Origin of the sequence: Mammaliicoccus sp. B-M6 (assembly GCF_022386965.1) — a bacterium.
Taxonomy (GTDB): domain Bacteria; phylum Bacillota; class Bacilli; order Staphylococcales; family Staphylococcaceae; genus Mammaliicoccus; species Mammaliicoccus sciuri_A.
Genome location: NZ_JAJNHJ010000028.1, coordinates 12,061 through 35,473, shown reverse-complemented (window position 1 = coordinate 35,473; position 23,413 = coordinate 12,061). Strand labels below are relative to the sequence as shown.

Genomic DNA, 23,413 nt, shown 5'->3' with positions numbered 1-23,413 from the left:
GATTCGAAGACTACAGGCTGAGAACATGCCCGCGGAAAGCATGCGCATAAAAAAATGCCGGCAAAGTCTAAGACTTTGTCGACACTCTGAGTCTTAAGCTAATCGCTTAAGACTTTTTTTGTTCTTTTAAAGTTTAATAATATAATCAATTTTCTTATCTTTATACATTTTACTTCTTGTCATTACTTGAGGGATATCATATATGTTTTTCATACTAATTGCTTTTGATAGGCTCTCATCAGTACAAGCGACAATATCAATATTGCTAGTGTGTTGAAGTATTTCTACATAAATTTCTGAAGTAATATTACAACCATCAATACCAACTTTTTGTTTGTTCATTTTAATTACCCCCTAATATTTGTGATTGATTAAAGGATAATCTATGAAATGCATTTCATGTCAATGGTTTAATTTAAATACTGAGTTTCTTTTAATAAGTTTTGTTTCAAATAAATAGTTATTCAGTTTATCTTCATATAGTTGATTAAACAAACTTTTACCAATTTGAAAGAGGGGGATCTCTATTGTAGTAAGGTTTAGCAATTTAGATATTTTATGATTTTCAAACCCAATGATAGATATATTTTTCTTTTGTTCGTCATTTAAACTAATAAACAAGCCTGCAGCTGTGTTATCTCCTGATACAACAATTGCAGTAGGTGGATTTTCTTTATTTTCAATTTCTTGTGCAAGTCTTTGACCATCTTCTAATAATACAAAATTCTCATATATATCTTGTTCATTGAAGGGTAAAGAATTCTCACTGCAAAAGTCTTTATATGCTTGTATTCTTAAAATTGAACTAGTGCTATTTCTTCTATTTATGGCACATGCAATATGTCTATGTCCGTTATTGTATAGATGATTTAATGCTTGTTTGAAGGCGTTGTAGTGATCAATATATGTTGTTCTAAATTTAGAGTTTGAAATATTTTCGAATATAGAAATTGGTCCATACTCTATGTACTGCTCAATTATATTTAATGAAATATTTCTTGAACATATAATGAGTGCATCTAACTGTTTTAGTTTTAACATTTCCAAAGCGTCAATTTCTTGATCAGTATCATAAGCAGTTTGGAACAAAACAATTTTTTTGTTTGATTTAATCGCTTCTTCAGAAATACCTTGAATTAATTGTGAAAAATATGGGTGATTAGAGAACGGCAATACAACACCTATTAAATTTGTTTTACCTTTTTTTAAATGAATTGCATTGATATTTGGTATATAATTTAATTCTTCTATAGTATCAAGTACTTTTTTTCTTTTTTCTTCATTAACATAAGGGTGGTTATTAATTACTCGTGATACGGTACTTGGTGAAACGCCAGCTCGTTTAGCTACTTCTTTTAAATTTGTCATTTACTTACTCCCTCGATTATACTTATTACTATGCTATTATTTTAGCATATAAGTTGAACTATATTTACTAAGATAAAGTAGGTGTAAATCATTAAACAGCAATTTTATGAATTAGAATGTGCACATTTGGATGCTAGTAATAGAATGGATAAGTCGTTTATCTTAACTTTACTTGATGATGATTTTAAAGAAATAGGTAAGTCGGGCAAAATGATATATAAACGTGATATTGAAGAGGGGACTTTACATACATTTGAATATGAGATTTCGAATTTTATAGTTGAAAAAATTCAAAAAGGAATTGTCTTAACGACTTATGAATTAATCAATAAAACTGATCATATAACAACCTAAACGGAGTACTTTATGGATTAGAAAACAATCAGAGTGGAAGATGAGATTCCATCAAGGAACAACAGTAAAAAAATGACTACAATTTTGTAGTCATTTTTTTGTCTTTATTTCCGCTTTACTAATTCAGGCTCAAGATTACAGACATTAGGTTGATTTTCCTTAGATTCAATTGCATTGATAAGGATATTAACTAATGTTTCAGCAATTTTCCTAGTAGGGACACCGACTGAATGAATCATTGTATCCATATGGTCAAATTGAGGTACATTGTCGTATGAGTATACAATATGTTGATCTAATGAATCTTTTAAAGTGTGCACGAGTCCTAAAGTAATATCGTAACTTCCGCAAATGATACCTTCTGGCAACGTATGATTAGTCAAATATGACTTTAATGCAAAAAATGTATCTTCAGCTGATAGTCCTTTTGAATCAATCATATTATATTCAAGATTGTGTTCTTTACAATAACGTTCAAAAGTTTCTTTCTTTATAATTTGTCGAATATCATCGGTGTTGAGATCTCCAATATAACAAATATTTGTTATATTATTTTGCATTAAATCATCTAATGAAAGAATCATTGCTTGTTTATGATTAACATTTACAATAGGATATTCGAGCTCTCGGTCTGTACCATAAGCTACTACTGGGATATTTGAACTAATGATACTTGGTAGGGTAGAAGCTTCACCTTCATCAAATACGATGATGCCATCAAAACGTAATTCTAAAAATTTATGCGCAGCAGTTTCCACATCATCGATTGATACAGACATAAAATATCCAGTATTCTTTAAAAAGTTATTGATTTCTGAAACAAGAGTTGATACTGCAACTCTGTCTACTGATGGCCAAATGAGTCCAATTGTTTGGCTCTTATTTGAGACTAAAGAGCGAGCGGAATTATTAGGTATATAATTCATTTCTTTTGCCTTTTGCTGTATGCGCTCTGTTGTTTCAGCAGTAACTAAAGGAGAATTTTTTAACGCTTTACTTACTGTTGAATAACTAACACCACAGGCATTTGCTATGTCTTTTAATGTTACAGCCATGTGAGTCTCCTTTAAATATTATTTTCTATATTATACCATAAGCACACATTTTCTATAAATAACAACGTTGTTATTTTGTTTCATTTGATTTATACTTATCAATAAGTATTAAAGAAGTAGTCAATTTGATTACTTTTTTAAAATTAATGGGGGATGAGAGATGAAAAAAATTTTACTGTTAATTGTAAGCGTATTCACAGTTTTGTATGGATGCCAACAAAGTGACGCACAAGATAAAGATGTTAAGACTTTAACACTAGCACACAACCAATCTACAACGCATCCAGTACATAAATCGTTAGAAGAATTTAAAAAAGAAGTAGAAAAGAAATCTCATGGAAAATTAAAAATTAAAATATATGCGAACGGACAACTTGGAAGTGAACGGGAAGCAATTGAAATGACTCAAACAAATGCCATTCAATTCACAAAAGTGTCAGCAAGTGCACTTGAAAGTTTCTCTGAGTCGTATTCTTTATTTAGCATGCCATATCTATTTAAATCTCAAGATAGTTTTCGATCTATTATGAAAAAACCTGAAGTACAAAATTCATTCTTTAATACGACTAAAGACAACGGGTTTGTAGGTATTACTTACTATGACTCAGGATTAAGAAATATATATACAAAAGATAGAGAAATAAAGACGAATAAAGACTTACATGGTTTAAAAACACGTGTTCAGCCAAGTAAAACAAGTGTGCAACTTGTTAAGTCATTAGGTGGTACGCCAACTCCAATGGCATTTGGTGAAGTTTATACAGCACTTCAATCTGGTGTTATTGATGCAGCTGAGAATAATGAAACAGCATTGACCGACAATAAACATGGAGAAGTTGCAAAAAATTATTATAATACTGAGCATGCTATCGTTCCTGATATTTTAATTATGAATAAGGATGCATACAATGATTTAACGAAAGAAGAAAAAGGATGGATAAAAAGCGCAGCAAGATCATCTACTGAAAAGCATGAAGTCATCTGGGATAAAGCCATTAAAGAGGCAATTAAATCAGCTAAAGAAGATATGAATGTGAAATTCCATGATGTAGATAAGTCTACTTTCAAAAAAGCTGTAAAACCTCTACAAGAAGAATTTAAAAATAATAAAGGAACAGAAAAACAATACAAATTGATTAAGGAGGCAGAACAAAATGAATAAATTAACACATTATATTGATAGAACTTTGCTTTCTGTGTCTGGTGTATTGATAACTGTAATGGTCATTTTATCAGTTTGGCAAGTGATAACAAGATATATATTGAACACGCCAAGTACGACAAGTGAAGAAATCATTCGCTTCTTGTTAATCTGGTTTGCGTTGTTAAGTGCAGCATATGTATTTGGTAAGAAAAAACATATTGCCATTTTATTTATAAGAGAAAAGTTTCCTCTTAAAGCACAGTTATTTATAGAAAGACTCACGAATATCATTATTTTATTAGTTGCTTTAATTTTGATGATATACGGTGGTATTAAAATTGTAGCACTTACTTGGACACAATATGCACCAGCTACAGGTGTTTCAATGGCATTAATGTATGGTGCATTACCAATTTCAGGACTTTTTATTGCATTTTATTCAATTCGAGGCATTATAACAAATGAGTTACCAGAAAATGATGAAGGCGGTGAAGTGTAATGACAACAATTGCTGGAATCGTATTATTTGTATCTTTAGCAATATTTTTAGCATTTGGTATTCCAATCGCTATTTCAATTATTTTAAGTTCATTATTAACGTTAATACTTATTTTCCCGTTTGATGTCACAATACTTACTGCTGCCCAAAGAATGGTAACTGGTATTGATAACTTTACAATGCTTGCCATTCCGTTATTTGTACTAGCTGGAATATTGATGAATAACGGTGGTATTGCGTTTAGATTAATTAACTTTGCAAAAGTGTTAGTAGGTAGATTACCTGGTTCTTTAGCACATACGAATATTGTGGGGAATATGTTGTTTGGTTCGATTTCAGGATCAAGTGTTGCAGCTGCTGCAGCAATGGGAAGAATCATGACACCGATGGAAACAACACAAGGTTATAAAAAATCATATTCTGCAGCTGCCAATATTGCTTCAGCACCTTCAGGATTATTAATTCCACCAAGTTCATTATTGATTGTTTATTCACTAGTAAGTGGTGGAACATCAATTGCTGCATTATTTATTGCAGGTTACATTCCTGGAATTCTATGGGGCCTAGGTTGTATGGTTGTTGCTTACTTTTTAGCTAAAAAACATGGCTATCCAGTTTCTGAAAAAGTGAGTTGGAAAGATAAATTATTTTTAACTTTAGATGCTATTCCAAGTTTACTATTAATTATTATCGTAATCGGTGGTATTGTAGCTGGAATATTCACAGCAACAGAGGGTGCAGCTGTCGCAGTTCTATATGCGTTTATACTGTCACTTATTTATAAAAATTTAAAAATTAAAGATATACCTGCGATTATTATAGAAACAGTAGAAATTACAGGTATGATTTTATTCTTAATTACAGCATCTGCATTATTCTCACTCGTTATGAGTTTTACAGGATTACCAGAAGCAATTTCTGGCGGCATATTATCATTAACTGAAAATCCAATTTTATTATTACTGTTAATGAATTTAATTTTATTAATCATCGGTACATTTATGGACATAACACCAGCAGTACTTATATTCACTCCAATTTTCTTACCGATTGCAGAAAGTATCGGATTAGATCCAGTTCATTTCGGTATAGTAATCGCATTTAACTTATGTATAGGTAATATAACACCTCCAGTAGGTAGTGCGTTATTTGTTGGTAGTAGTGTTGCAAATGTACGAATTGAAAGTGTCATTAAGACATTAATACCATACTTTATTATTTTAATTATACTGTTGTTATTAATTACGTTCGTACCACAATTATCGTTATTTTTACCAAAATTACTTGGGCTATAGGAAAGGTGAGTATTTATGAGTTTAATTAAAGAAAATTTTATTGTTCAATCTGAAAAAGGACAGGCTTTATACAATATAGCTAAAGATATACCAATTTTTGATTTTCATTGTCATTTAGATCCGAAAGAAATTTATGAGAATAAACCTTTTAATACGATTACTGAAGTTTGGCTAAAACATGATCATTATAAATGGCGTTTAATGCGCGCATACGGAATAGATGAGTCGTATATTACTGGAGACAAAACTGATAAAGAAAAATTCGAAGCATTTATAAGTTTATTGCCTAAAAGTATTATGAATCCGATATATCACTGGTGTCATTTAGAATTAGCAAGGTATTTCGATATCAATGAAAATTTAAATAAAATTGATAAAGATCAATTATATAATCAGTTAAATGAAAGTTTACAACAACCAGAATTTCTTCCAAGAAAATTAATAGAAAGAAGTAACGTCCAAATTATCTGTACAACGGATGATCCATGTGATGATTTGAAATATCATCAATTACTTCGTGAGGATAAGTCTTTTGATGTCAAAGTGTTACCAACATTTAGATCTGATCGTTATATCGCTTTAACGAAAGATAATGTAGAAGCATCTATTAACCAATTAGAAATTGCTACAGAAACAAAAATAAATCATGTGGAAGAATATATTAATGCGCTCAATGAACGTATTGAATACTTCCATCAAAATGGCGCAAGAAGTTCTGATCAAAGCTTTGCTAAAGTACTTAAAGTGGATGTAACTAAAGACCAAGCTGAACAGTATTTTGAACAAATTAAACATGGTGAAGACTTAGATGAGGAGGATTTAAGTAGATTATCTGGATATATTTTAACCGAAGTAAGTAAAACGTATAAAAAATATAATTGGGTTGTACAGTTTCATCTTGGACCAGTGAGAAACAATAATACATTATTGTTTGAAGAAGTTGGTCCAGATGCTGGATTTGATAGTGTAGGTGATATGCTCAGTTCTACTGATTTAAATAGATTTTTAGATCATTTAAATCAAAATGATGCATTATCAGATACAATTATTTATCCTAATAATGCAAATGATCACTTAATGGTGCAAGCAACAGCTGGAAACTTTACTTCAGATAAAGTCAAAGTGCAACTAGGTGCTGCATGGTGGTTCAATGATACTAAAGAAGGAATGGAACAACATTTAGTAGAATATGCAAATGTTGGATTGTTATCTACTTTCGTTGGTATGTTAACTGATTCAAGAAGTTTATTATCATATACAAGACATGAATATTTTAGAAGAATTTTATGTGAAATGATTGGTAAACGTGTGGAAAGAGGAGAAATCATTGATGATGATGAAATTCTTTCTGAAATTATTAAGGATATATGCTTTAATAACGCCGTGTCACTATATAATATTGAAGGCATAGATACTATATAAAAATAGAGAACCTAAGACGATATTGTCTTAGGTTCTTATTTATTTAGAACTTTAGATTTTCAATTGTTTTTAAATCATCTTGATAAACTGGTATCGTTGCGCCTTTTACTACAAATGTTGGGATATGTTGTAAAGTCGTTTTTACGGTTATTGTTTGACCATCTTCAAATTGTTCGCCGCTATGAAAATCAATCCAACCCTTGCTGTTTTTAGGTAAATAGACTGTTCTTTCTAGTTGAGCTTTTTCTACGATAGGGGCAATTAACATATGCTCACCTAACATAAATTCTTCATTTTCTTCAAAAGTATTTATATCACTTTCAAATTGGTAAAAAGTTGGTCTAATAATTGGTTCATATGCTTCATGTGCCTGTACAACTAATGACTGAAGATATGGTTTAAGCTTTTCATGGAAGTGCATGGCTTGTTTAACTTCAGATAAGACTTCATTATGCATCCAAGGTTCATTTACAGAACCATCATCATTCCATGAGTGGATTGAAAATCTTGGATAATAAGCACCACATTGTACCCATCTTAAAAATAATTCTGCTTCTGGTTTATCACCAGAAAAACCGCCAATATCATGGCCAAAGTTATAAACACCAGATAGACTTAACCCAATTGCCATAGCATTATTATATTTTAATGTATGCCAACTCGTATAGTTATCACCCGTCCAAGTTTGAACGTATTTACTCATACCAGCTGCACCAGATCTACTTATGATATATGGATATTGTTCATTATGATATTTTTGTTGAATCTCTCTTGATGCTTTCATCATTAATATAGGCATGATTGCTTTATAATCTTGGAAATTTGCTTCATTGCCGAAACCATTTACTTTAGCTTTATCATCCCAAATTTCGAATTCGTTATTATCATTCCATGTACAGTTAACATGATTAGATAATAATTGTTGTTCTATTTTAGATTGCCACCATTTAATAGTGTCTTTATTAGTAAAGTCTAAATAGTATCCTTTTTCATCCCAAAATTGTACAAGAAGCGGTTTACCATTCATATCTTTAATAAATCCATCAAATGCTAATACTTCATCTAGTAAAGGATGATCTGTAAGTAGGGTAGGTTTAATATTCGCAACTAATTCTACATTTTGATCTGTATAAGCTTTACCAAAAGATTTTGGGTCTTTAAATTTATCGTAATTCCAATTAAAAACGTATCTCTTATCATGAATGGATGTATAACCTGATGAAAGGTGGAAAGATCTAATCGTTATATTATGTGTGTTACATTGATTTAGAAAAGATATCAGTCTTTCATCTGAATTTGGCAAATCTGTGTATTGCATTGTTGAGCCAGAATATGACAAACTCCATTCAGGCATGAGTGTTGGTCTACCTGTTAAATGACTAAAACGCGTCGTTACTTGTTGAATAGATGGACCGGCAATAACGTAATAATCAAGAAAATCTGATTTAGTTTCATAATATCTATAATGACCGTGATAATTATCTAACTCTTGTCCAAGATCTACAATAGAGTCTTGATAATCATCGTAGAAGATACCAAATGATATATTTTCATCAGTTTTGTATGTGAGATAATAAGGAATATGTTTATAAAGAGGATCAGTCGTTTCAGCATTATAGCCCATAGCATCTATATTTTTCATTCTGAATCGTCTGCCATGTTTATTCACTTTTCCGCTCTTTTCACCGAGACCAAAATACATTTCATTTTTATCTCTATTTAAATAATGACAAGTCGGATGATTTCTTGATATTTGATGTTGATAACTGCCTGTCTTACGGTCTTGCATAATTTTAATTTCTTTGTCAGATGAACTTATATCATACCAACTACAATAGAAATCTTCTTTATCAATGATAAGTTTTAATGACTTTGTCTTAATTATAATATTGTTTTGTTCTTCTGAAATTTCATATTGTGGACATGAAAAGTTAGATTGGTCGTATCTAGAGAGACCTTCGAAAGGTAATTCAGTATCTCCAGGTGTAATGGTCCAAGTCGGTAAAGTGATCTCTTTCTCTGTAGAAGATTTAATATTGATTAAGTAATCTTCTAATATGCGGATTGTAAAGAAATGCTCGTTTTGCTTGTCACTGATTACAATTGTATTTTTATCTTGTGAAATCATATTAAACATGTAAAAATCCTCCTATAACAACGTTGTTATTTAAACTATTACATTAAACTATACCAAAGTAAAGTAAAATAGTAAAAATAGCATTGTCTATAAAAATAAAGTCATATATCATTAATACATATTATTTCAGGAGGCATTTTATGGATAAACATTTCACAGTAAAGGAATTTTTCTTTAATATTTTAAATGGTATAGGTGTAGGCATTGTTATAGCATTAATACCTAACGCCATACTTGGTGTGTTATTTAGTTATTTATCACAGTTTCATCCGCTATTAGAAATGTTTAATCAAGCATTATTACTTATGCAGTTTGCGATGAGTTTTATTATAGGCATCGTTGTTGCACATCAATTTAAATTCCAAGCTACTGATGCAGTTATGATTGGTGCTGCAGGATTAATAGGTTCAGGCGCTGTGAAAATACAAAATGGTCAATTTATATTTGTAAGTATAGGGGATGTCGTCAATTTAATCGTTGTTTTAATTATCAGTTGTTACTTGATGATTAAATTGAAAGGAAAATTTGGTTCTTTAGATATGTTGATTATGCCAATTATTATTTCAGTTGTCAGTGGATTTATAGGTATGCTGACACTTCCATATGTTAGTAATGTAACAAAAGGTATCGGCAAATTAATAGAACAATTTTCTACATTGAATCCTTTAATGATGTGTATATTAATTGCGATTACTTATGCATTATTAATGGTAACGCCAATTTCAGTTGTAGCAATTGCTACTGCGGTCGGTTTAAATGGTTTAAGTTCAGGAGCTGGCAATATGGGGATTGTTGCTGCATGTGTGACTTTCTTAATGGGGTCATGGAAAGTAAACGATAAAGGTATCAATATCGTACTTATTATCGGAGCTGCTAAAATGATGATTCCAGTATATTTTAAAAATCCTATCATCGCAGTACCATTAATCATAAATGGACTAATGAGTGGATTACTAACTTATTTTGTTGGCATAAAAGGTACGCCAATGTCTACCGGATTTGGTTATACCGGATTTGTTGGACCAGCAAACGCATTAAAATTTATGGAAGGATCAGTATTTTTAAATATTTTAATACTTGGCGTAGCATATTTCGTCATACCGTTTTTATTTGCATATATCGTACATAAAGTTTGTTTAAAAATACTTCCAAAATACAATCAAGAAATGTTTTTATTTAAAGAGAATAATTAAAATGTAGAGTAGGCTGAGACAAGAAAAATGTCTCAGCCTTTAAATATGTCTGAATACTGGTGTCGTTATTAGCAAGTTTGGCGAGAAGTGAAAATACTGGGTGCGTTATTAGCAAGTTTGGCGAGAAGTGCAAATACTGGGTGCGTTATTAGCAGATTTGGTTAGAAGTGCAAATAAGGATATCAGTAATTACAATTCTCAGTAGTTTTGTAATTAAGGCTGTCCATAGTAACAATTCAGCCGAGTTTTGTAATTATGGCTATCCATAGTAACACTTCGGTAGACTTTTGTAATTAACAACCCCGTTATATACAAGTTTGGCAAGAAGTGTTCACAAGGCCATCGTTACGAACAAGTATAGACAAATCTGTTCATAAGGATGCTAATTAGTTTCACTTCTTGATAAATAAGTTATTCACCATATTACATACACTTTTAATTGTAAGAATATTATGAAAAATAGATTGTTTGTTTTCATAAAGTGTTGTAGAATTAATCATTATTTATTTCTTACTGAAAGGAAGAACGAATTATGCGATTTAAATTATTTAATATAAGAGAAGATGAAAAGCCTTATGCATATCAGTGGGGTCAAACTAATGGTCATGAAATTGAATGTACGGAAGAGGATTTAACTTTAGAAAATGTCCATACTTTATCGTCTTTTGATGGTGTGAGTACTCAACAGTTATTTAAGTTTGATGACAGAATATACGAAGCACTTAAGGATGTTGGTATTAAACAAATTGCTGGTCGTGCGGCTGGGTTTGATATGTTTAATTTAGATGAAGCTGCAAAACATGATATAAAAATTACAAATATTCCTTCATATAGTCCAAATGCGATAGCGGAATTTGCAGTTTGTAGAGCACTAGAATTAATAAGAAACATTAATAAAATAAATAAAAAAGTAGAACATCAAGATTTTACTTGGGATGAAACAGTAATCGCTAAAGAACTAAGAAGTATGACGGTACTGGTTATAGGTGTTGGTAGAATAGGTAAAGTGTCAGCACAATTATTTAAAGGATTTGGTGCGGAAGTGATCGGGTATGACCCTTATGATCAATCGTTAAGCGATATTGAATATGTACAAAGTTTACAAGAAGGATTATCTAAAGCCGATTTAATCACATTACATGTTCCAGCAAATGAAGAAACGACATATATTATTAATGAAGAGACGATTAAATATATGAAAAATGGTGCATATTTAGTGAATACAGCTAGAGGTGCGACAGTGAAGACTAATGATGTCATTCAAGCATTAAATAGCGGTAAATTACATAGTGTAGCGTTAGATGTATATGAAAATGAGTTTGCATATTTCTCATATGATTATACAGACAAAGAAATTGAAGATCCTACTTTAAAAGAATTGATGTCACGTGACGATGTATTAATTTCACCTCATATTGCATTTTATACACAGACAGCCGTACAAAATATGGTTGAAATTTCATTAAATAGTGCACTTGAAGTTATCACAACTGGATACAGTGAAAATGAAGTTCAACTAAGTAAAGTATGAATGAACGTTCGTTCATACTTTTTTATAAAAAGCTATTGCATAAAATTTCATAAATGCGTATAATAATGAATATTATTAATTCAGGAGGTAACGAATTTGAAAAGATATGTATTTACTAAAGTAGTTATAGCAACAATTTGTTTACTACTTACAATTCCTTATTTAGCCCCCATAAAGTCACAAGCTGCAGAAACTGATCAATGGGATAAAGCTAAAGAACGAGGCGAGTTAAGAGTAGGCTTATCAGCAGATTATGCACCTTATGAGTTTGAGCACACTAAAGATGGTGAACGTGAATATGCTGGGATAGATATTGAACTTGCTAAAAAAATTGCAAAAGACAATGATATTAAACTTAAGATTGTGAATATGCAATTTGATAGTTTACTAGGTGCTTTAAAAACTGGAAAAATCGACATGATTATTTCTGGTATGGCTCCAACTCCTGAGAGAAAGAAACAAGTTGATTTTTCTGATGATTATATGGAAGTTAATCAAAGAATGATTATACAGAAAAAAGATAAAGACAAATTAAAAACGATTGATGATTTTAAAGGAAAAATGGTCGGTGTGCAAAAGCAAACGACTCAAGAAGAATTGGCAAAAACAGAAATGCCAGAATCTCAAGTTAGCTCATTAACGAGAGTACCGGAAGTTATTATGTCACTTAATTCTGGAAAAGTAGACGGCATGATTATTGAAGGACCTGTTGCTGATGCATATTTAGAGAAGAATCCTAATTTAACATATTCAGATGTTACATTTTCAGATGCAGACAAGACAACAGCCATTGCATTACCGAAAAATTCACCTGAATTAATGAAGAGAGTTAATAAGAGTGTTAAAGAAGTTCGAGACAATAATTTGATTAAAGACTATCAAGATAAAGCGACAGAAGCAATGTTCGATGATGGTTCTTTCTTCAGTAAATATGGTTCATATTTCTTACATGGTGTAGGTTATACGATTCTATTATCATTCTTAGGTGTAGTAGCAGGGGCATTAATTGGTTGCTTCTTAGCGCTTATGAAATTAAGTAATAGTAAAATATTTAAATCGATAGCTTCAGTTTACATCGAATTTATAAGAGGTACACCATTACTCGTTCAAGTATTCTTAGTTTATTTCGGTACAACAGCAGTACTTGGCTTAGATTTATCAGCATTAATTTGCGGTATTATCGCACTCATCATTAACTGTAGTGCTTATATTGCAGAAATTATTAGAGCTGGTATTAACGCAGTAGATAATGGCCAAATGGAAGCGGCTAGATCATTAGGATTAAATAAATCGCAAGCTATGACTAAAGTTATCTTGCCACAAGCCATTAAAAATATTTTACCTGCATTAGGTAATGAATTTGTAACAGTTATTAAAGAATCTTCTATAGTTTCTGTTATCGGCGTAAGTGAATTGATGTTTAATGCTCAAGTTGTTCAAGGGGCATCATTTGATCCATTTACACCATTATTAGTAGCAGCAGTATTGTACTTTATCTTAACGTTTACGTTATCTAGAGTGATGTACTTTGCTGAAAGGAGGTTTAGTGTAAGTGATTAAAGTTAACGATTTACACAAATCATTTGGTAAAAATGAAGTATTGAAAGGTATTAATTTAAATATTGAAAAAGGGGAAGTTGTTGCGATTATCGGCCCATCTGGTAGTGGTAAAAGTACGCTTCTTAGATGTTTGAATTTATTAGAAGAACCTTCCTCTGGACAGATCGTATTTGAAAATAATGATTTAACAAATACGAAAGGTGCAAAGTTGGATCAATTAAGACAAAAAATGGGCATGGTTTTCCAAGGTTTCAATCTTTTTCCACATAAAAAAGTAATCGAAAATATTACACTAACACCTTTAACTTTGAAAAAAGGACAAAAATCCAAATTAGAAGATCAAGCTAAACAATTACTTAAAAAAGTTGGTCTAGAAGATAAAGCAGATGTTTATCCTTCTAAATTATCAGGTGGACAAAAGCAACGTGTAGCGATTGCTCGTGCGTTAGCGATGAACCCGGCAGTTATTTTATTTGATGAACCAACTTCAGCTTTAGACCCCGAAGTTGTTGGTGAAGTATTAAGTGTTATGAAAGATTTAGCCAAAGAAGGTATGACAATGGTCGTTGTAACACATGAAATGGGATTTGCTAAAAATGTCAGCGACCATGTGATATTTATGGATGAAGGAATTGTTCAAGAAGAAGGTACACCTGAACAAATATTTGATAATCCTCAAAACGAAAGAACGAAACAATTTTTATCTAAAGTATTATAATACTAAAAATAGAAGAGGTGTTTTCGTGTTAGATATAGGTATAGTCGGTGGTAGTGGATACGGAGCAATAGAATTGATGAGATTATTAAATCAGCATAAAGAAGTGAATATCAAATATGTATTCTCGCATTCGAAATCTGGTCAAGATATAAAGGAAACATATCCACATTTACAAAATAATATTATTGAACAATTCACAAGTTTAGATGTAGAAACAGTGCAATGTGATTTAATATTTTTTGCGACCCCCTCAAATGTGAGCAAGAATTTTATTCCTAAATTAATAGAACGTGGTATTAAAGTAATCGATTTATCTGGAGACTTTAGGTTGAAAGACCCCACAATTTATGAAAAATATTACGGAGAAAAGCCAGCTCCTCAGAGTGTATTGGATGAAGCGGTGTATAGCTTGCCTGAGTGGTCAAATGTGGATGGATCATCGACACAAATTATTGCAAACCCGGGTTGTTTCCCAACTGCAATACTCTTATCTTTACACCCTCTTTTAGAAAGTGACTTTATTAATAAAGACACGATTATAATAGACGCTAAAACTGGTGTTTCAGGTGCTGGTAGAACATTAAGTCAAAATGTTCATTTTGGAGAAGCGAATGAAAACTTTTCAGCTTATAAATTAGGTTCCCATAAGCATACGCCAGAAATTGAACAATATTTATCACAAGTCTCGAAATCAGACATAAAAGTGACATTCACACCTCATCTCGTTCCTATGACAAGAGGTATATTGGCTACTATTTATGTAGATTTAAAAGATCAAACAAGTGAAGAAGCATTACATCAATTATATAAACAGAAATATGAGGAAAAACCATTTGTTCGTGTAAGAGACCTTGGCGAATTCCCTACAACAAAAGAAGTTCTAGGCAGTAATTACTGCGATATAGGTATTTATGTTGATGAAGACAGACAAAAAGCTATTATCGTTGCAGTTATAGATAATCTCGTTAAAGGTGCAAGTGGTCAAGCAATTCAGAACATGAATAGATTATTTGGATTTAATGAAGATGAAGGATTAAATTTATTACCAATATACCCATAGAATAGGAGGAATTTGATGTTAGATAAGACTGAAGAATTAATTGACTCTGAAATGATCGTTATAGAAGAAGGTGATGTCGCGTCACCTAAAGGATACATTGCAGGCGGCATGCATGTTGGCTTACGTAGAGAAAAGAAAGACTTTGGTTGGTTATATTCATCAGTTCCAGCTAATTGTGCAGCGGTATATACACAAAATGCTTTTAAAGCAGCCCCATTAAAAGTCACTGAAGAAAGTATTAATGTTGAACACAAACTTTCTGCAATTGTTATTAATTCTGCCATCGCAAATGCTTGTACAGGTCAAAGAGGTTTGGATGATGCAAAGCAAACTCAAAAATGGATTTCATCTAAACTACAATTACCTGAACATCAAATCGCAATTGCATCAACAGGCTTGATTGGCGAATTTTTACCTATGCAAAAAATTGAATATGGTGTGAATAATATTGATATTCTCAATAATGCGCATTCTTCTGATTTTAATGAAGCTATTTTAACAACTGATAAAGAGACTAAACATATAGCAGTACAAATTAAAATTGATGATGAAGTGATTACGATTGGCGGTTCATGTAAAGGGTCAGGCATGATTCATCCAAATATGGCTACAATGCTTGGCTTTATGACAACAGATGCAAATGTTGAATCTGAAGATTTGAATGGCTTATTAAAAGAATCTGTTGATGAAACGTTTAATATGATTACAGTTGATGGTGATACGAGTACAAATGATATGGTTATACTTTTAGCTAATGGTGAAAGTGGTCAAACATTAACTAAATCACATCCAGAATGGGAGAAGTTCGCTCAAGCAGTCCAATATGTGAGTCAATTTTTAGCTCAAAGTATTGCGAGAGATGGTGAAGGTGCGACGAAGTTAATCAAAGTTAATGTCAAAGGTGCTAAGACGAAAGCTCAAAATAGTGCAATTGCAAAAACGATTGTAGGTTCAAGCTTAGTGAAAACTGCAATACACGGTGCTGATCCAAACTTTGGAAGAATCGTAACATCAATTGGTTATGCAGATCATACTGTAGATACTAACGAAGTAGACGTTTGGCTTTGTGGACATTTATTAGTTAGTAAAGGTATGAATGTAACATTTGATGAGTTAGATTTAAAAGCTAAAATGGAGCAAGATACAATTGAAATAGAAGCGAAAGTTGGAAATTCTCATCATTCATCTACCGCTTTCGGATGCGATTTGAGCTATGATTACGTAAAAATTAATGCATTATATAGAACTTAATAGGAGGTCATTAAGTGAAGTATGCAGTCATTAAAATTGGTGGAAGTGTATTAAGCAACTTAAGTCAAACGATAATAGAAGATATACTTACTTTAAAAAGTCAAAATTATATGCCAATCATCGTCCATGGTGGCGGCCCGTTTATTAATAGACAACTAACTAAAATTGGTATTGAAAGTAAATTTGTAGATGGCTTACGTGTTACTGATGAAGAAGTGTTACTTCAAACTTCAAGTACATTGATAGGTGAGGTCAACCCACAAGTTGTGTTTCAAATTAATCAACATGACTCATTAGCATTAGGCATAAATGGCATTGATATGAATTTATTTGACATTAAACCTTTAGATTCTAAATATGGATTTGTAGCAGAATGTACATCTGTTAATAAAGAAACACTGGCTAATATATGTTCGAACAGTATTCCAGTTATCGCACCAATCGGTATCGATAGAAATACAGGTCAAAGATATAATATAAATGCTGATAGCCTTGCATATAAAATAGCGAGTGAAATGGAAGGCGACTTATTCCTAATAAGTGATATTCCAGGAGTACTGATTAAAGATGAAGTACAAAGCCATTTAAGTATAAATGATATTCATAATTATATAGAAACAACTGAAATATATGGCGGAATGATTCCTAAAGTTACTGGCGCAATCTCAGCAATAAAAGAAGGCTGTAAAAGCGTCAAGATTATTTCAGGATCATCAGACCATGCATTATTAAAAAGTTCTCATTCTAATAAAATAGGTACAACAATTACATTATAAAGTAAAAAATCCTACAGAGCCTTTGGGCACTGTCGGATTTTTTGTTCGCTTATTAGCAGATTTGGCTAGAAGTGCAAATAACGAGTGCCTTGTTTACAATTCTCAGGATTTTTGTAATTATGGCTGTCAATAGTAACACTTTGGCCGAGTTTTGTAACTAAGGCCGCCCATAGTAACACTTCAGTCGAGTTTTGTAACTAAGGCAGTCCATAGTAACACTTCGTCCGAGTTTTGCAACTAAGGCGGTCCATAGTAACACTTCGTCCGAGTTTTGTAATTAACGCCCCCGTTATAAACAAGTTTGGGTGAAAGTGTTCACAGGACCCCCGTTATGAACAAGTTTGTACAGAAATGTTCACAACACCCCCGTTATAAACAAGTTTGGGCGAAAGTGTTCACAAGACCCCCGTTATGAACAAGTTTGGGCAGAAGTGTTCACAAGAACCCCCACCACAAACAAGATAAATACTAATTTGTTATACCATTTACCACACAGTATATGAAAGCAATTTTTTATATACTTATTTAATTGAAATAATACGAATACCGTAAATTTATTTATTAAATGTGTTAAAATGTATTAGCATGTTTGATAGTGAGGTGAATAAATTTGAATTTAGATCAATTGAAGCAAGAAGTGATAGATTATGCACATTCTATTGGTATTGATAGTATTGGATTTACAACTGCTGATCCTTTTGATGAATTAAAGAAAAAGTTAGAAGATTATCATTCTAAAGGATATGCTTCTGGGTTTGAAGAAAGTGATATTGAGTTAAGAACAGTCCCTAAATTATCATTACCATCTGCTCGCTCAATTATAGCAATTGCTGTAGGGTATCCGAATAAATTAAAGGGTGCTCCTAAAAGTGTTAGAGGAGATAGAAGAGGTATGTTTGCGCGTGCTTCATGGGGCCAAGATTATCATACAATTATGAGAAATCGCCTTGATAAACTCAGTTTATTCCTAAAAGAAAAAGTGCCTGATGTAGAAATTAAATCAATGGTCGATACAGGTGTCTTGTCTGACCGTTCAGTAGCTGAAAGAGCTGGGTTAGGATTTGCAGGTAAAAATGGATTTATTATTAATGAAGAACTAGGTACTTGGAGTTATCTAGGTGAAATGTTAGTTAGCATTCCATTTAAACCTGATGATCCAGTTATTGATAGTTGTGGTGATTGTAACATTTGTGTTGATAGATGTCCGACAGGTGCCTTAGTAGGTAATGGTCAATTAAATAGTCAAAAATGTATCAGCTTTTTAACACAAACAAAAGGTTATTTAAAAGATGAATACCGCTATAAAATAGGAAATCGTTTGTATGGATGTGATACGTGCCAACAAGTATGCCCACGAAATAGAGGGATTAATACTGAACATGACGACATTATTTTAGAACCTGAGGTACTGAAACCTAGACTTGTCCCACTACTTAAAATGTCTAATAAAGAATTTAAAAATACTTATGGACATTTAGCCGGTGCATGGAGAGGTAAAAAGCCGATCCAACGAAATGCGATTGTCGCACTTGCTCACTTTAATGAAGAAAGTACAATACCAGAATTAAAAGATGTTGCGTTAACAGATCCGCGACCAATGATAAGAGGTACTGCATTTTGGGCTATCGGTCAAATACAAGGTGAAGAGGCAAGACCATTCATTATGTCACACTATGAACGTGAAATAGAAGAAGTCCAAGAAGAAATGATAAAAGGATTAGAGATTAGGAGAAAATAAATTATGACAAATCATGTAGTTTTATATCAACCAGAAATTCCAGCGAATACTGGGAATATTGCACGTAGTTGTGCAGCAACAGATACAACTTTACACTTAATTAGACCTTTAGGTTTTAGTACGGATGATAAAATGTTAAGAAGAGCGGGTTTAGATTACTGGAAATTTGTAAATATTGTTTATTATGATAGTATTGAAGAATTTTTTGAAAAGACTGAAGGTGGAAACTATTACTTATTAACGAAGTTTGGTACACAACCACATACTCAGTTCGATTACAGTAATGTTGAAGAAAATCATTACTTTATATTTGGTAGAGAAACAACAGGACTTCCTGATTGGGTTAAAGAAAAATATAAAGATACAGCATTAAGAATTCCAATGAATGATAATGTAAGATCTTTAAATTTATCTAATACTGCTGCAATATTAATTTATGAGGCGTTAAGACAACAAAATTATCCTAATTTATCATAGAAATGAAAAAACTGAGGCCATATGGTCTCAGTTATTAATTATTATTTGATTTTAAAGATTCAAGTTCTTTGTTTAAATCTTCTTCCTTAAGACCATAGTCTTTAGAATCGCGACCAGCAGTTAACATCGCAGTAATAAATGCTACACCAACCATACAGATTAATAGCGTGTTCATTTAATTAGCCCCCTCGTAATGTTATGTTATCTTTATTATATACGAATTAAGGCAATAATTAAATACATTTTTAAGGAGACATTGATATGGATAATTATATTTTGAAAAATGCACAAATTTATACTGAAACATATAAAATTGATCATGGCTATATCGAAGTACGTAATGGGTGTATTCACGATATTCAAGAAGGGGAATATACAGGTACATTACAAACGATTGATGCGAATGGTCAACACGTACTTCCGGGATTTATTGATATACATATTCATGGCGGTTATGGCCAAGATGCAATGGATGCAACACCAGAAACATTGAATCTATTATCTGAGAAATTATTATCTGAAGGTACGACTAGCTTTTTAGCCACAACAATGACGCAATCAACTGAAGCCATCAATGCTGCATTAGAAAATGTTGCAAACTATAAACCGATAGATGATAAACGTGCTGAAATACTCGGTGTACATTTAGAAGGCCCATTTATTTCAGAACATAAAGTTGGTGCTCAAAATCCCGCATTTGTTGCAAGACCTACAGTACAAAAATTCAAAGATTTTCAAGAAAAAGCAAATGGCGCGATTAAAATAGTGACAATTGCGCCAGAAGTTGAAGGTGCAGAGGAAGTTATTAAAGCACTTCATGAAGATGTTATTTTTTCAGCAGGACATACCGTATCTGATTACGATGGTATTGAAAAAGCAGTTCAAAATGGCCTTAAGCATATTACACATTTATATAATGCCCAAACGACATTTACACATAGAGAACCTGGCGTATTTGGTGCTGCTCTGACTGATGAAAGATTAACAACAGAAGTTATTGTTGATGGCATTCATTCTCATCCTGCTGCAGTTAAATTAGCATACCTTGCTAAAGGCAATGAGAATTTCTGTATTATTACGGATGCAATGCGTGCAAAAGGTATGAAAGATGGTAAATACGATCTTGGTGGCCAAGATGTATTTGTTAAAAATAACGAAGCAAGATTAGAAACTGGTTCACTTGCAGGAAGTATATTACTTATGAACAAAGGCTTAAAAAATTTAATGGACTTTGCAAATATACCGCTTGAAGAAGCATGGCGTACAGCAAGTTTAAACCAAGCGATTCGATTGAAAGTTGATGATAGAATTGGCTCAATTAAAGTTGGAAAACAAGCAGATCTAGTTATAGCTGATTCAGAATTAAATGTTTTAACTACTATTAAAAAAGGGTATATTATAGATAATGACTAAAGGTTATGATTTTTGTAAATAGACAAGTTGAAATGAGGAGTGGACAAAATGGCTTTAAACTTTAAAGTATTTGAAACAAAAGATATTGCTGCACGATATGCTGCAGATGTAGTTCGCAAACAATTTAATTCAGACAGCACTTCAGTTGTCGGCGTACATTTAGAAGCAGAGCAAACATCATTTTTCGATGAACTATTAGATGATGTTAAGAAAAATCCTGTGAATTTCAGTCAAATTCATATTTTAGATTTTGATGGTAAAGAAGATTATTACACAGAATTAGGTGTTCCTGCTAAACAAGTATTAAAAACTGATGTCGGTAGCGATGTTGAAGCGTTTATTAAAGAAAAAGTTAATACTGACAAAAAGAAAAACAAATTAATGTTAGATGTTGTCACTTTAACTGAAGATAGCAGAACTGGATTAGACTATGACCAAGCAATTCATCCAGCAAGAGAAGTTATCGTACTTGTCACTGGTAAAGAAAAAGCTAAAGCAGTAAGTCAGTTATATCAAGAACCTGCAAATGGTTCTGTTGAATCCGCTAAATTAAAACAACATAGAATGGTAACAGTTGTATTAGATAATGAAGCGGCACAAGGCTTACCTGAAGACGTTAGATCTTACTTCTCAATTCAATTTTCATAAGAAGGTGAGAAATTTGAATAAAAATCTAGAAGAAGAAAATGAAATGGTTCAAGACCTAGAAGATGTTAAAGAACTAGGTAAAGAAATGGAACAAATATCAGAACAAAATGATGAAGCTTTTGAAGAAAAGAAATCTGAACAAGAGTCTTAAAATATAGACTGGGACATAATGTAATGTCTCAGTCTCTTTTTTTCGTTAATTTAAATTATCTGACAACTGAGAGTTTAAATCGCTTTCTTTATACGATATAATAGAGATGAATAAAGAATGATGAATTCAAGAAATAAAGGGGAGTATTGAAATGAGTTACAGAATTGAACATGATACATTTGGTGAAATTAAAGTTCCAAGTGAGAAATATTGGAAAGCACAAACACAAAGAAGTAAACAGAATTTCCCAGTAGGTAAAGAACAAATGCCAATTGAAGTGATTTATGGATTTGCACATTTAAAAAGAGCAGCAGCAATTTCAAATCATGAACTTGGTAAATTATCTGATGATAAGAAAGATGCCATTGTATATGCTACTGATGAAATTTTAAATGGAAACTTAGATGAACATTTTCCTCTAGTAGTTTGGCAAACAGGTAGTGGTACACAAAGTAATATGAACGTGAACGAAGTTGTGAGCTACGTTGCAAATGAATACTTGAAAGACAAAGGTTCAGAAGAGTCCGTTCATCCAAATGATCATGTTAATATGTCTCAAAGTTCAAATGATACATATCCAACTGCAATGCATGTTGCATTATATCATGAAATTGAATCTAAATTATTACCAGCAATTGGTACGTTAAGAGATACATTTAAGAAAAAAGAAGAAGATTTCAAAGATATTATTAAAATCGGTAGAACACATTTACAAGATGCAACACCTTTAACTTTAGGTCAAGAAGTTAGTGGTTGGAGATATATGTTAGATAAATGTGAATCATTATTAAATGAATCTAAAGGTCAATTATTAAACTTAGCAATTGGTGGTACAGCAGTTGGTACAGGTATCAATGCACATCCTGAATTCGGCGATAAAGTGGCGAAACAAATTAGTGAACAATTAGGCTATCCATTTGTATCATCTGAAAATAAATTCCATGCATTAACTGCTCATGATGAAGTTGTTTATGTTCATGGCGCACTTAAAGCATTAGCAAGTGACTTAATGAAAATTGCGAATGACGTAAGATGGTTAGCTTCTGGCCCAAGAGCTGGATTAGCTGAGATTTCAATTCCAGAGAACGAACCAGGTTCATCAATCATGCCAGGTAAAGTAAACCCAACTCAATGTGAAATGTTAACAATGGTTGCTGTACAAGTATTAGGAAATGATGCAGCAGTTGGTATAGCAGCATCACAAGGTAACTTTGAATTAAATGTATTTAAACCAGTTATTTTATACAATACATTACAATCTATTTATTTATTAACAGATGGTATTGAAACATTTAATAACAATTGTGCAGTTGGAATAGAACCGATTGAAGAAAATATTGATAAATATTTAAATCAATCATTGATGCTTGTTACTGCGTTAAATCCACATATTGGATATGAAAATGCAGCAGCAATTGCGAAGAATGCTCATAAAAACGGATTAACATTAAAAGAATCTGCAATTGAATCTGGACTTCTAACTGAAGAACAGTTCGATGAGTGGATTAAACCAGAAGATATGATAAGCTCTAAAAAATAATAGCAGCTTTAAGACACAAATATAAAGAACAGAAAAAAGGTGCTATAGGCACCTTTTTCTGTATCAAAATATAACTTTGGAGG

The 23,413-nt window shown here is 32.0% G+C and carries 23 protein-coding genes; 18 read left to right on the top strand and 5 right to left on the bottom strand.

Annotated features, from left to right (window positions below):
• Nucleotides 1-126: 126 nt before the first annotated feature.
• A complete protein-coding gene (locus LQ693_RS10350; RefSeq protein ID WP_025904782.1) occupies nt 127-342 on the bottom strand; it encodes a hypothetical protein in 216 nt (71 codons plus the stop codon).
• A gap of 60 nt (nt 343-402) precedes the next feature.
• The gene (locus tag LQ693_RS10345; RefSeq protein ID WP_107591111.1) at nt 403-1,368 is read right to left on the bottom strand and encodes a LacI family DNA-binding transcriptional regulator; all 966 of its coding nucleotides are present in this window, start codon (nt 1,366-1,368) and stop codon (nt 403-405) included.
• Between the two features lie 144 nt (nt 1,369-1,512).
• On the opposite strand from LQ693_RS10345, the gene LQ693_RS10340 reads away from it, so the two are divergent.
• A complete protein-coding gene (locus tag LQ693_RS10340; protein ID WP_239743677.1) occupies nt 1,513-1,722 on the top strand; it encodes a nuclear transport factor 2 family protein in 210 nt (69 codons plus the stop codon).
• Between the two features lie 104 nt (nt 1,723-1,826).
• Here LQ693_RS10340 and LQ693_RS10335 read toward each other — a convergent pair whose 3' ends face one another.
• Complete coding sequence (locus tag LQ693_RS10335) at nt 1,827-2,777, bottom strand: LacI family DNA-binding transcriptional regulator (RefSeq protein ID WP_107596611.1); 951 nt, start codon at nt 2,775-2,777, stop codon at nt 1,827-1,829.
• Nucleotides 2,778-2,937: 160 nt separating this feature from the next.
• Between LQ693_RS10335 and LQ693_RS10330 the strand changes: the two genes are divergently transcribed.
• Genes LQ693_RS10330 through uxaC form a run of 4 tightly spaced genes read left to right on the top strand, consistent with a single transcriptional unit; the run spans nt 2,938 to nt 7,137 of the window.
• On the top strand, nt 2,938-3,939 hold the full coding sequence (locus LQ693_RS10330; RefSeq protein WP_103361125.1) for a TRAP transporter substrate-binding protein: 1,002 nt from the start codon (nt 2,938-2,940) through the stop codon (nt 3,937-3,939).
• The gene (locus LQ693_RS10325; protein WP_025904787.1) at nt 3,932-4,420 is read left to right on the top strand and encodes a TRAP transporter small permease; all 489 of its coding nucleotides are present in this window, start codon (nt 3,932-3,934) and stop codon (nt 4,418-4,420) included. Before LQ693_RS10330 ends, LQ693_RS10325 begins: the two co-directional genes overlap by 8 nt.
• A complete protein-coding gene (locus LQ693_RS10320) occupies nt 4,420-5,715 on the top strand; it encodes a TRAP transporter large permease (protein ID WP_103361124.1) in 1,296 nt (431 codons plus the stop codon). The genes LQ693_RS10325 and LQ693_RS10320 overlap by 1 nt, the downstream gene beginning before the upstream one ends.
• 15 nt (nt 5,716-5,730) lie before the next feature.
• Nucleotides 5,731-7,137, top strand: a complete 1,407-nt coding sequence (gene uxaC / locus LQ693_RS10315; RefSeq protein WP_103361123.1) for a glucuronate isomerase — start codon at nt 5,731-5,733, stop codon at nt 7,135-7,137.
• 43 nt (nt 7,138-7,180) lie between these two features.
• Here uxaC and LQ693_RS10310 read toward each other — a convergent pair whose 3' ends face one another.
• Nucleotides 7,181-9,274, bottom strand: a complete 2,094-nt coding sequence (locus tag LQ693_RS10310; RefSeq protein ID WP_103361122.1) for a glycoside hydrolase family 31 protein — start codon at nt 9,272-9,274, stop codon at nt 7,181-7,183.
• A 140-nt stretch (nt 9,275-9,414) separates the two neighbouring features.
• Between LQ693_RS10310 and LQ693_RS10305 the strand changes: the two genes are divergently transcribed.
• The 9 genes from LQ693_RS10305 (at nt 9,415) to trmL (ending at nt 19,578) form a co-directional block, all read left to right on the top strand.
• Entirely contained in the window at nt 9,415-10,467 is a 1,053-nt protein-coding gene (locus tag LQ693_RS10305) for a PTS sugar transporter subunit IIC (protein ID WP_103361121.1), read from the top strand.
• A 532-nt stretch (nt 10,468-10,999) separates the two neighbouring features.
• A complete protein-coding gene (locus LQ693_RS10300; protein WP_119494792.1) occupies nt 11,000-11,998 on the top strand; it encodes a D-2-hydroxyacid dehydrogenase in 999 nt (332 codons plus the stop codon).
• 135 nt (nt 11,999-12,133) lie between these two features.
• A complete protein-coding gene (locus LQ693_RS10295; protein WP_233678371.1) occupies nt 12,134-13,558 on the top strand; it encodes an ABC transporter substrate-binding protein/permease in 1,425 nt (474 codons plus the stop codon).
• On the top strand, nt 13,551-14,276 hold the full coding sequence (locus LQ693_RS10290) for an amino acid ABC transporter ATP-binding protein (RefSeq protein WP_025904793.1): 726 nt from the start codon (nt 13,551-13,553) through the stop codon (nt 14,274-14,276). Before LQ693_RS10295 ends, LQ693_RS10290 begins: the two co-directional genes overlap by 8 nt.
• Before the next feature lie 25 nt (nt 14,277-14,301).
• Complete coding sequence (gene argC / locus LQ693_RS10285; protein ID WP_025904794.1) at nt 14,302-15,336, top strand: N-acetyl-gamma-glutamyl-phosphate reductase; 1,035 nt, start codon at nt 14,302-14,304, stop codon at nt 15,334-15,336.
• A 15-nt stretch (nt 15,337-15,351) separates the two neighbouring features.
• Nucleotides 15,352-16,587: a bifunctional glutamate N-acetyltransferase/amino-acid acetyltransferase ArgJ gene (argJ, locus tag LQ693_RS10280; protein WP_103361119.1), complete on the top strand. Its 1,236-nt coding sequence runs from the start codon at nt 15,352-15,354 to the stop codon at nt 16,585-16,587.
• Between the two features lie 14 nt (nt 16,588-16,601).
• Nucleotides 16,602-17,363 carry an acetylglutamate kinase gene (gene argB, locus LQ693_RS10275; RefSeq protein ID WP_025904796.1) on the top strand — a complete coding sequence of 254 codons (762 nt, stop codon included), beginning with the start codon at nt 16,602-16,604 and terminating at the stop codon, nt 17,361-17,363.
• 610 nt (nt 17,364-17,973) lie between these two features.
• Nucleotides 17,974-19,101: a tRNA epoxyqueuosine(34) reductase QueG gene (gene queG / locus LQ693_RS10270; protein ID WP_025904797.1), complete on the top strand. Its 1,128-nt coding sequence runs from the start codon at nt 17,974-17,976 to the stop codon at nt 19,099-19,101.
• A 3-nt stretch (nt 19,102-19,104) separates the two neighbouring features.
• Nucleotides 19,105-19,578 carry a tRNA (uridine(34)/cytosine(34)/5-carboxymethylaminomethyluridine(34)-2'-O)-methyltransferase TrmL gene (trmL, locus tag LQ693_RS10265; RefSeq protein WP_025904798.1) on the top strand — a complete coding sequence of 158 codons (474 nt, stop codon included), beginning with the start codon at nt 19,105-19,107 and terminating at the stop codon, nt 19,576-19,578.
• Nucleotides 19,579-19,612: 34 nt separating this feature from the next.
• Here the strand turns inward: trmL and LQ693_RS10260 are convergent, their stop codons facing one another.
• Nucleotides 19,613-19,753: a hypothetical protein gene (locus LQ693_RS10260; RefSeq protein ID WP_162841915.1), complete on the bottom strand. Its 141-nt coding sequence runs from the start codon at nt 19,751-19,753 to the stop codon at nt 19,613-19,615.
• A gap of 86 nt (nt 19,754-19,839) precedes the next feature.
• Here LQ693_RS10260 and nagA point away from each other — a divergent pair, with 86 nt between their 5' ends.
• The 4 genes from nagA (at nt 19,840) to fumC (ending at nt 23,330) form a co-directional block, all read left to right on the top strand.
• Nucleotides 19,840-20,991, top strand: a complete 1,152-nt coding sequence (nagA, locus tag LQ693_RS10255) for an N-acetylglucosamine-6-phosphate deacetylase (RefSeq protein WP_025904799.1) — start codon at nt 19,840-19,842, stop codon at nt 20,989-20,991.
• A gap of 48 nt (nt 20,992-21,039) precedes the next feature.
• Complete coding sequence (locus LQ693_RS10250; protein WP_025904800.1) at nt 21,040-21,639, top strand: 6-phosphogluconolactonase; 600 nt, start codon at nt 21,040-21,042, stop codon at nt 21,637-21,639.
• Entirely contained in the window at nt 21,578-21,790 is a 213-nt protein-coding gene (locus LQ693_RS10245) for an SAS053 family DNA gyrase inhibitor (RefSeq protein ID WP_370622769.1), read from the top strand. The genes LQ693_RS10250 and LQ693_RS10245 overlap by 62 nt, the downstream gene beginning before the upstream one ends.
• 151 nt (nt 21,791-21,941) lie before the next feature.
• Nucleotides 21,942-23,330: a class II fumarate hydratase gene (gene fumC, locus LQ693_RS10240; RefSeq protein WP_025904801.1), complete on the top strand. Its 1,389-nt coding sequence runs from the start codon at nt 21,942-21,944 to the stop codon at nt 23,328-23,330.
• The last annotated feature ends 83 nt before the right edge of the window (nt 23,331-23,413 follow it).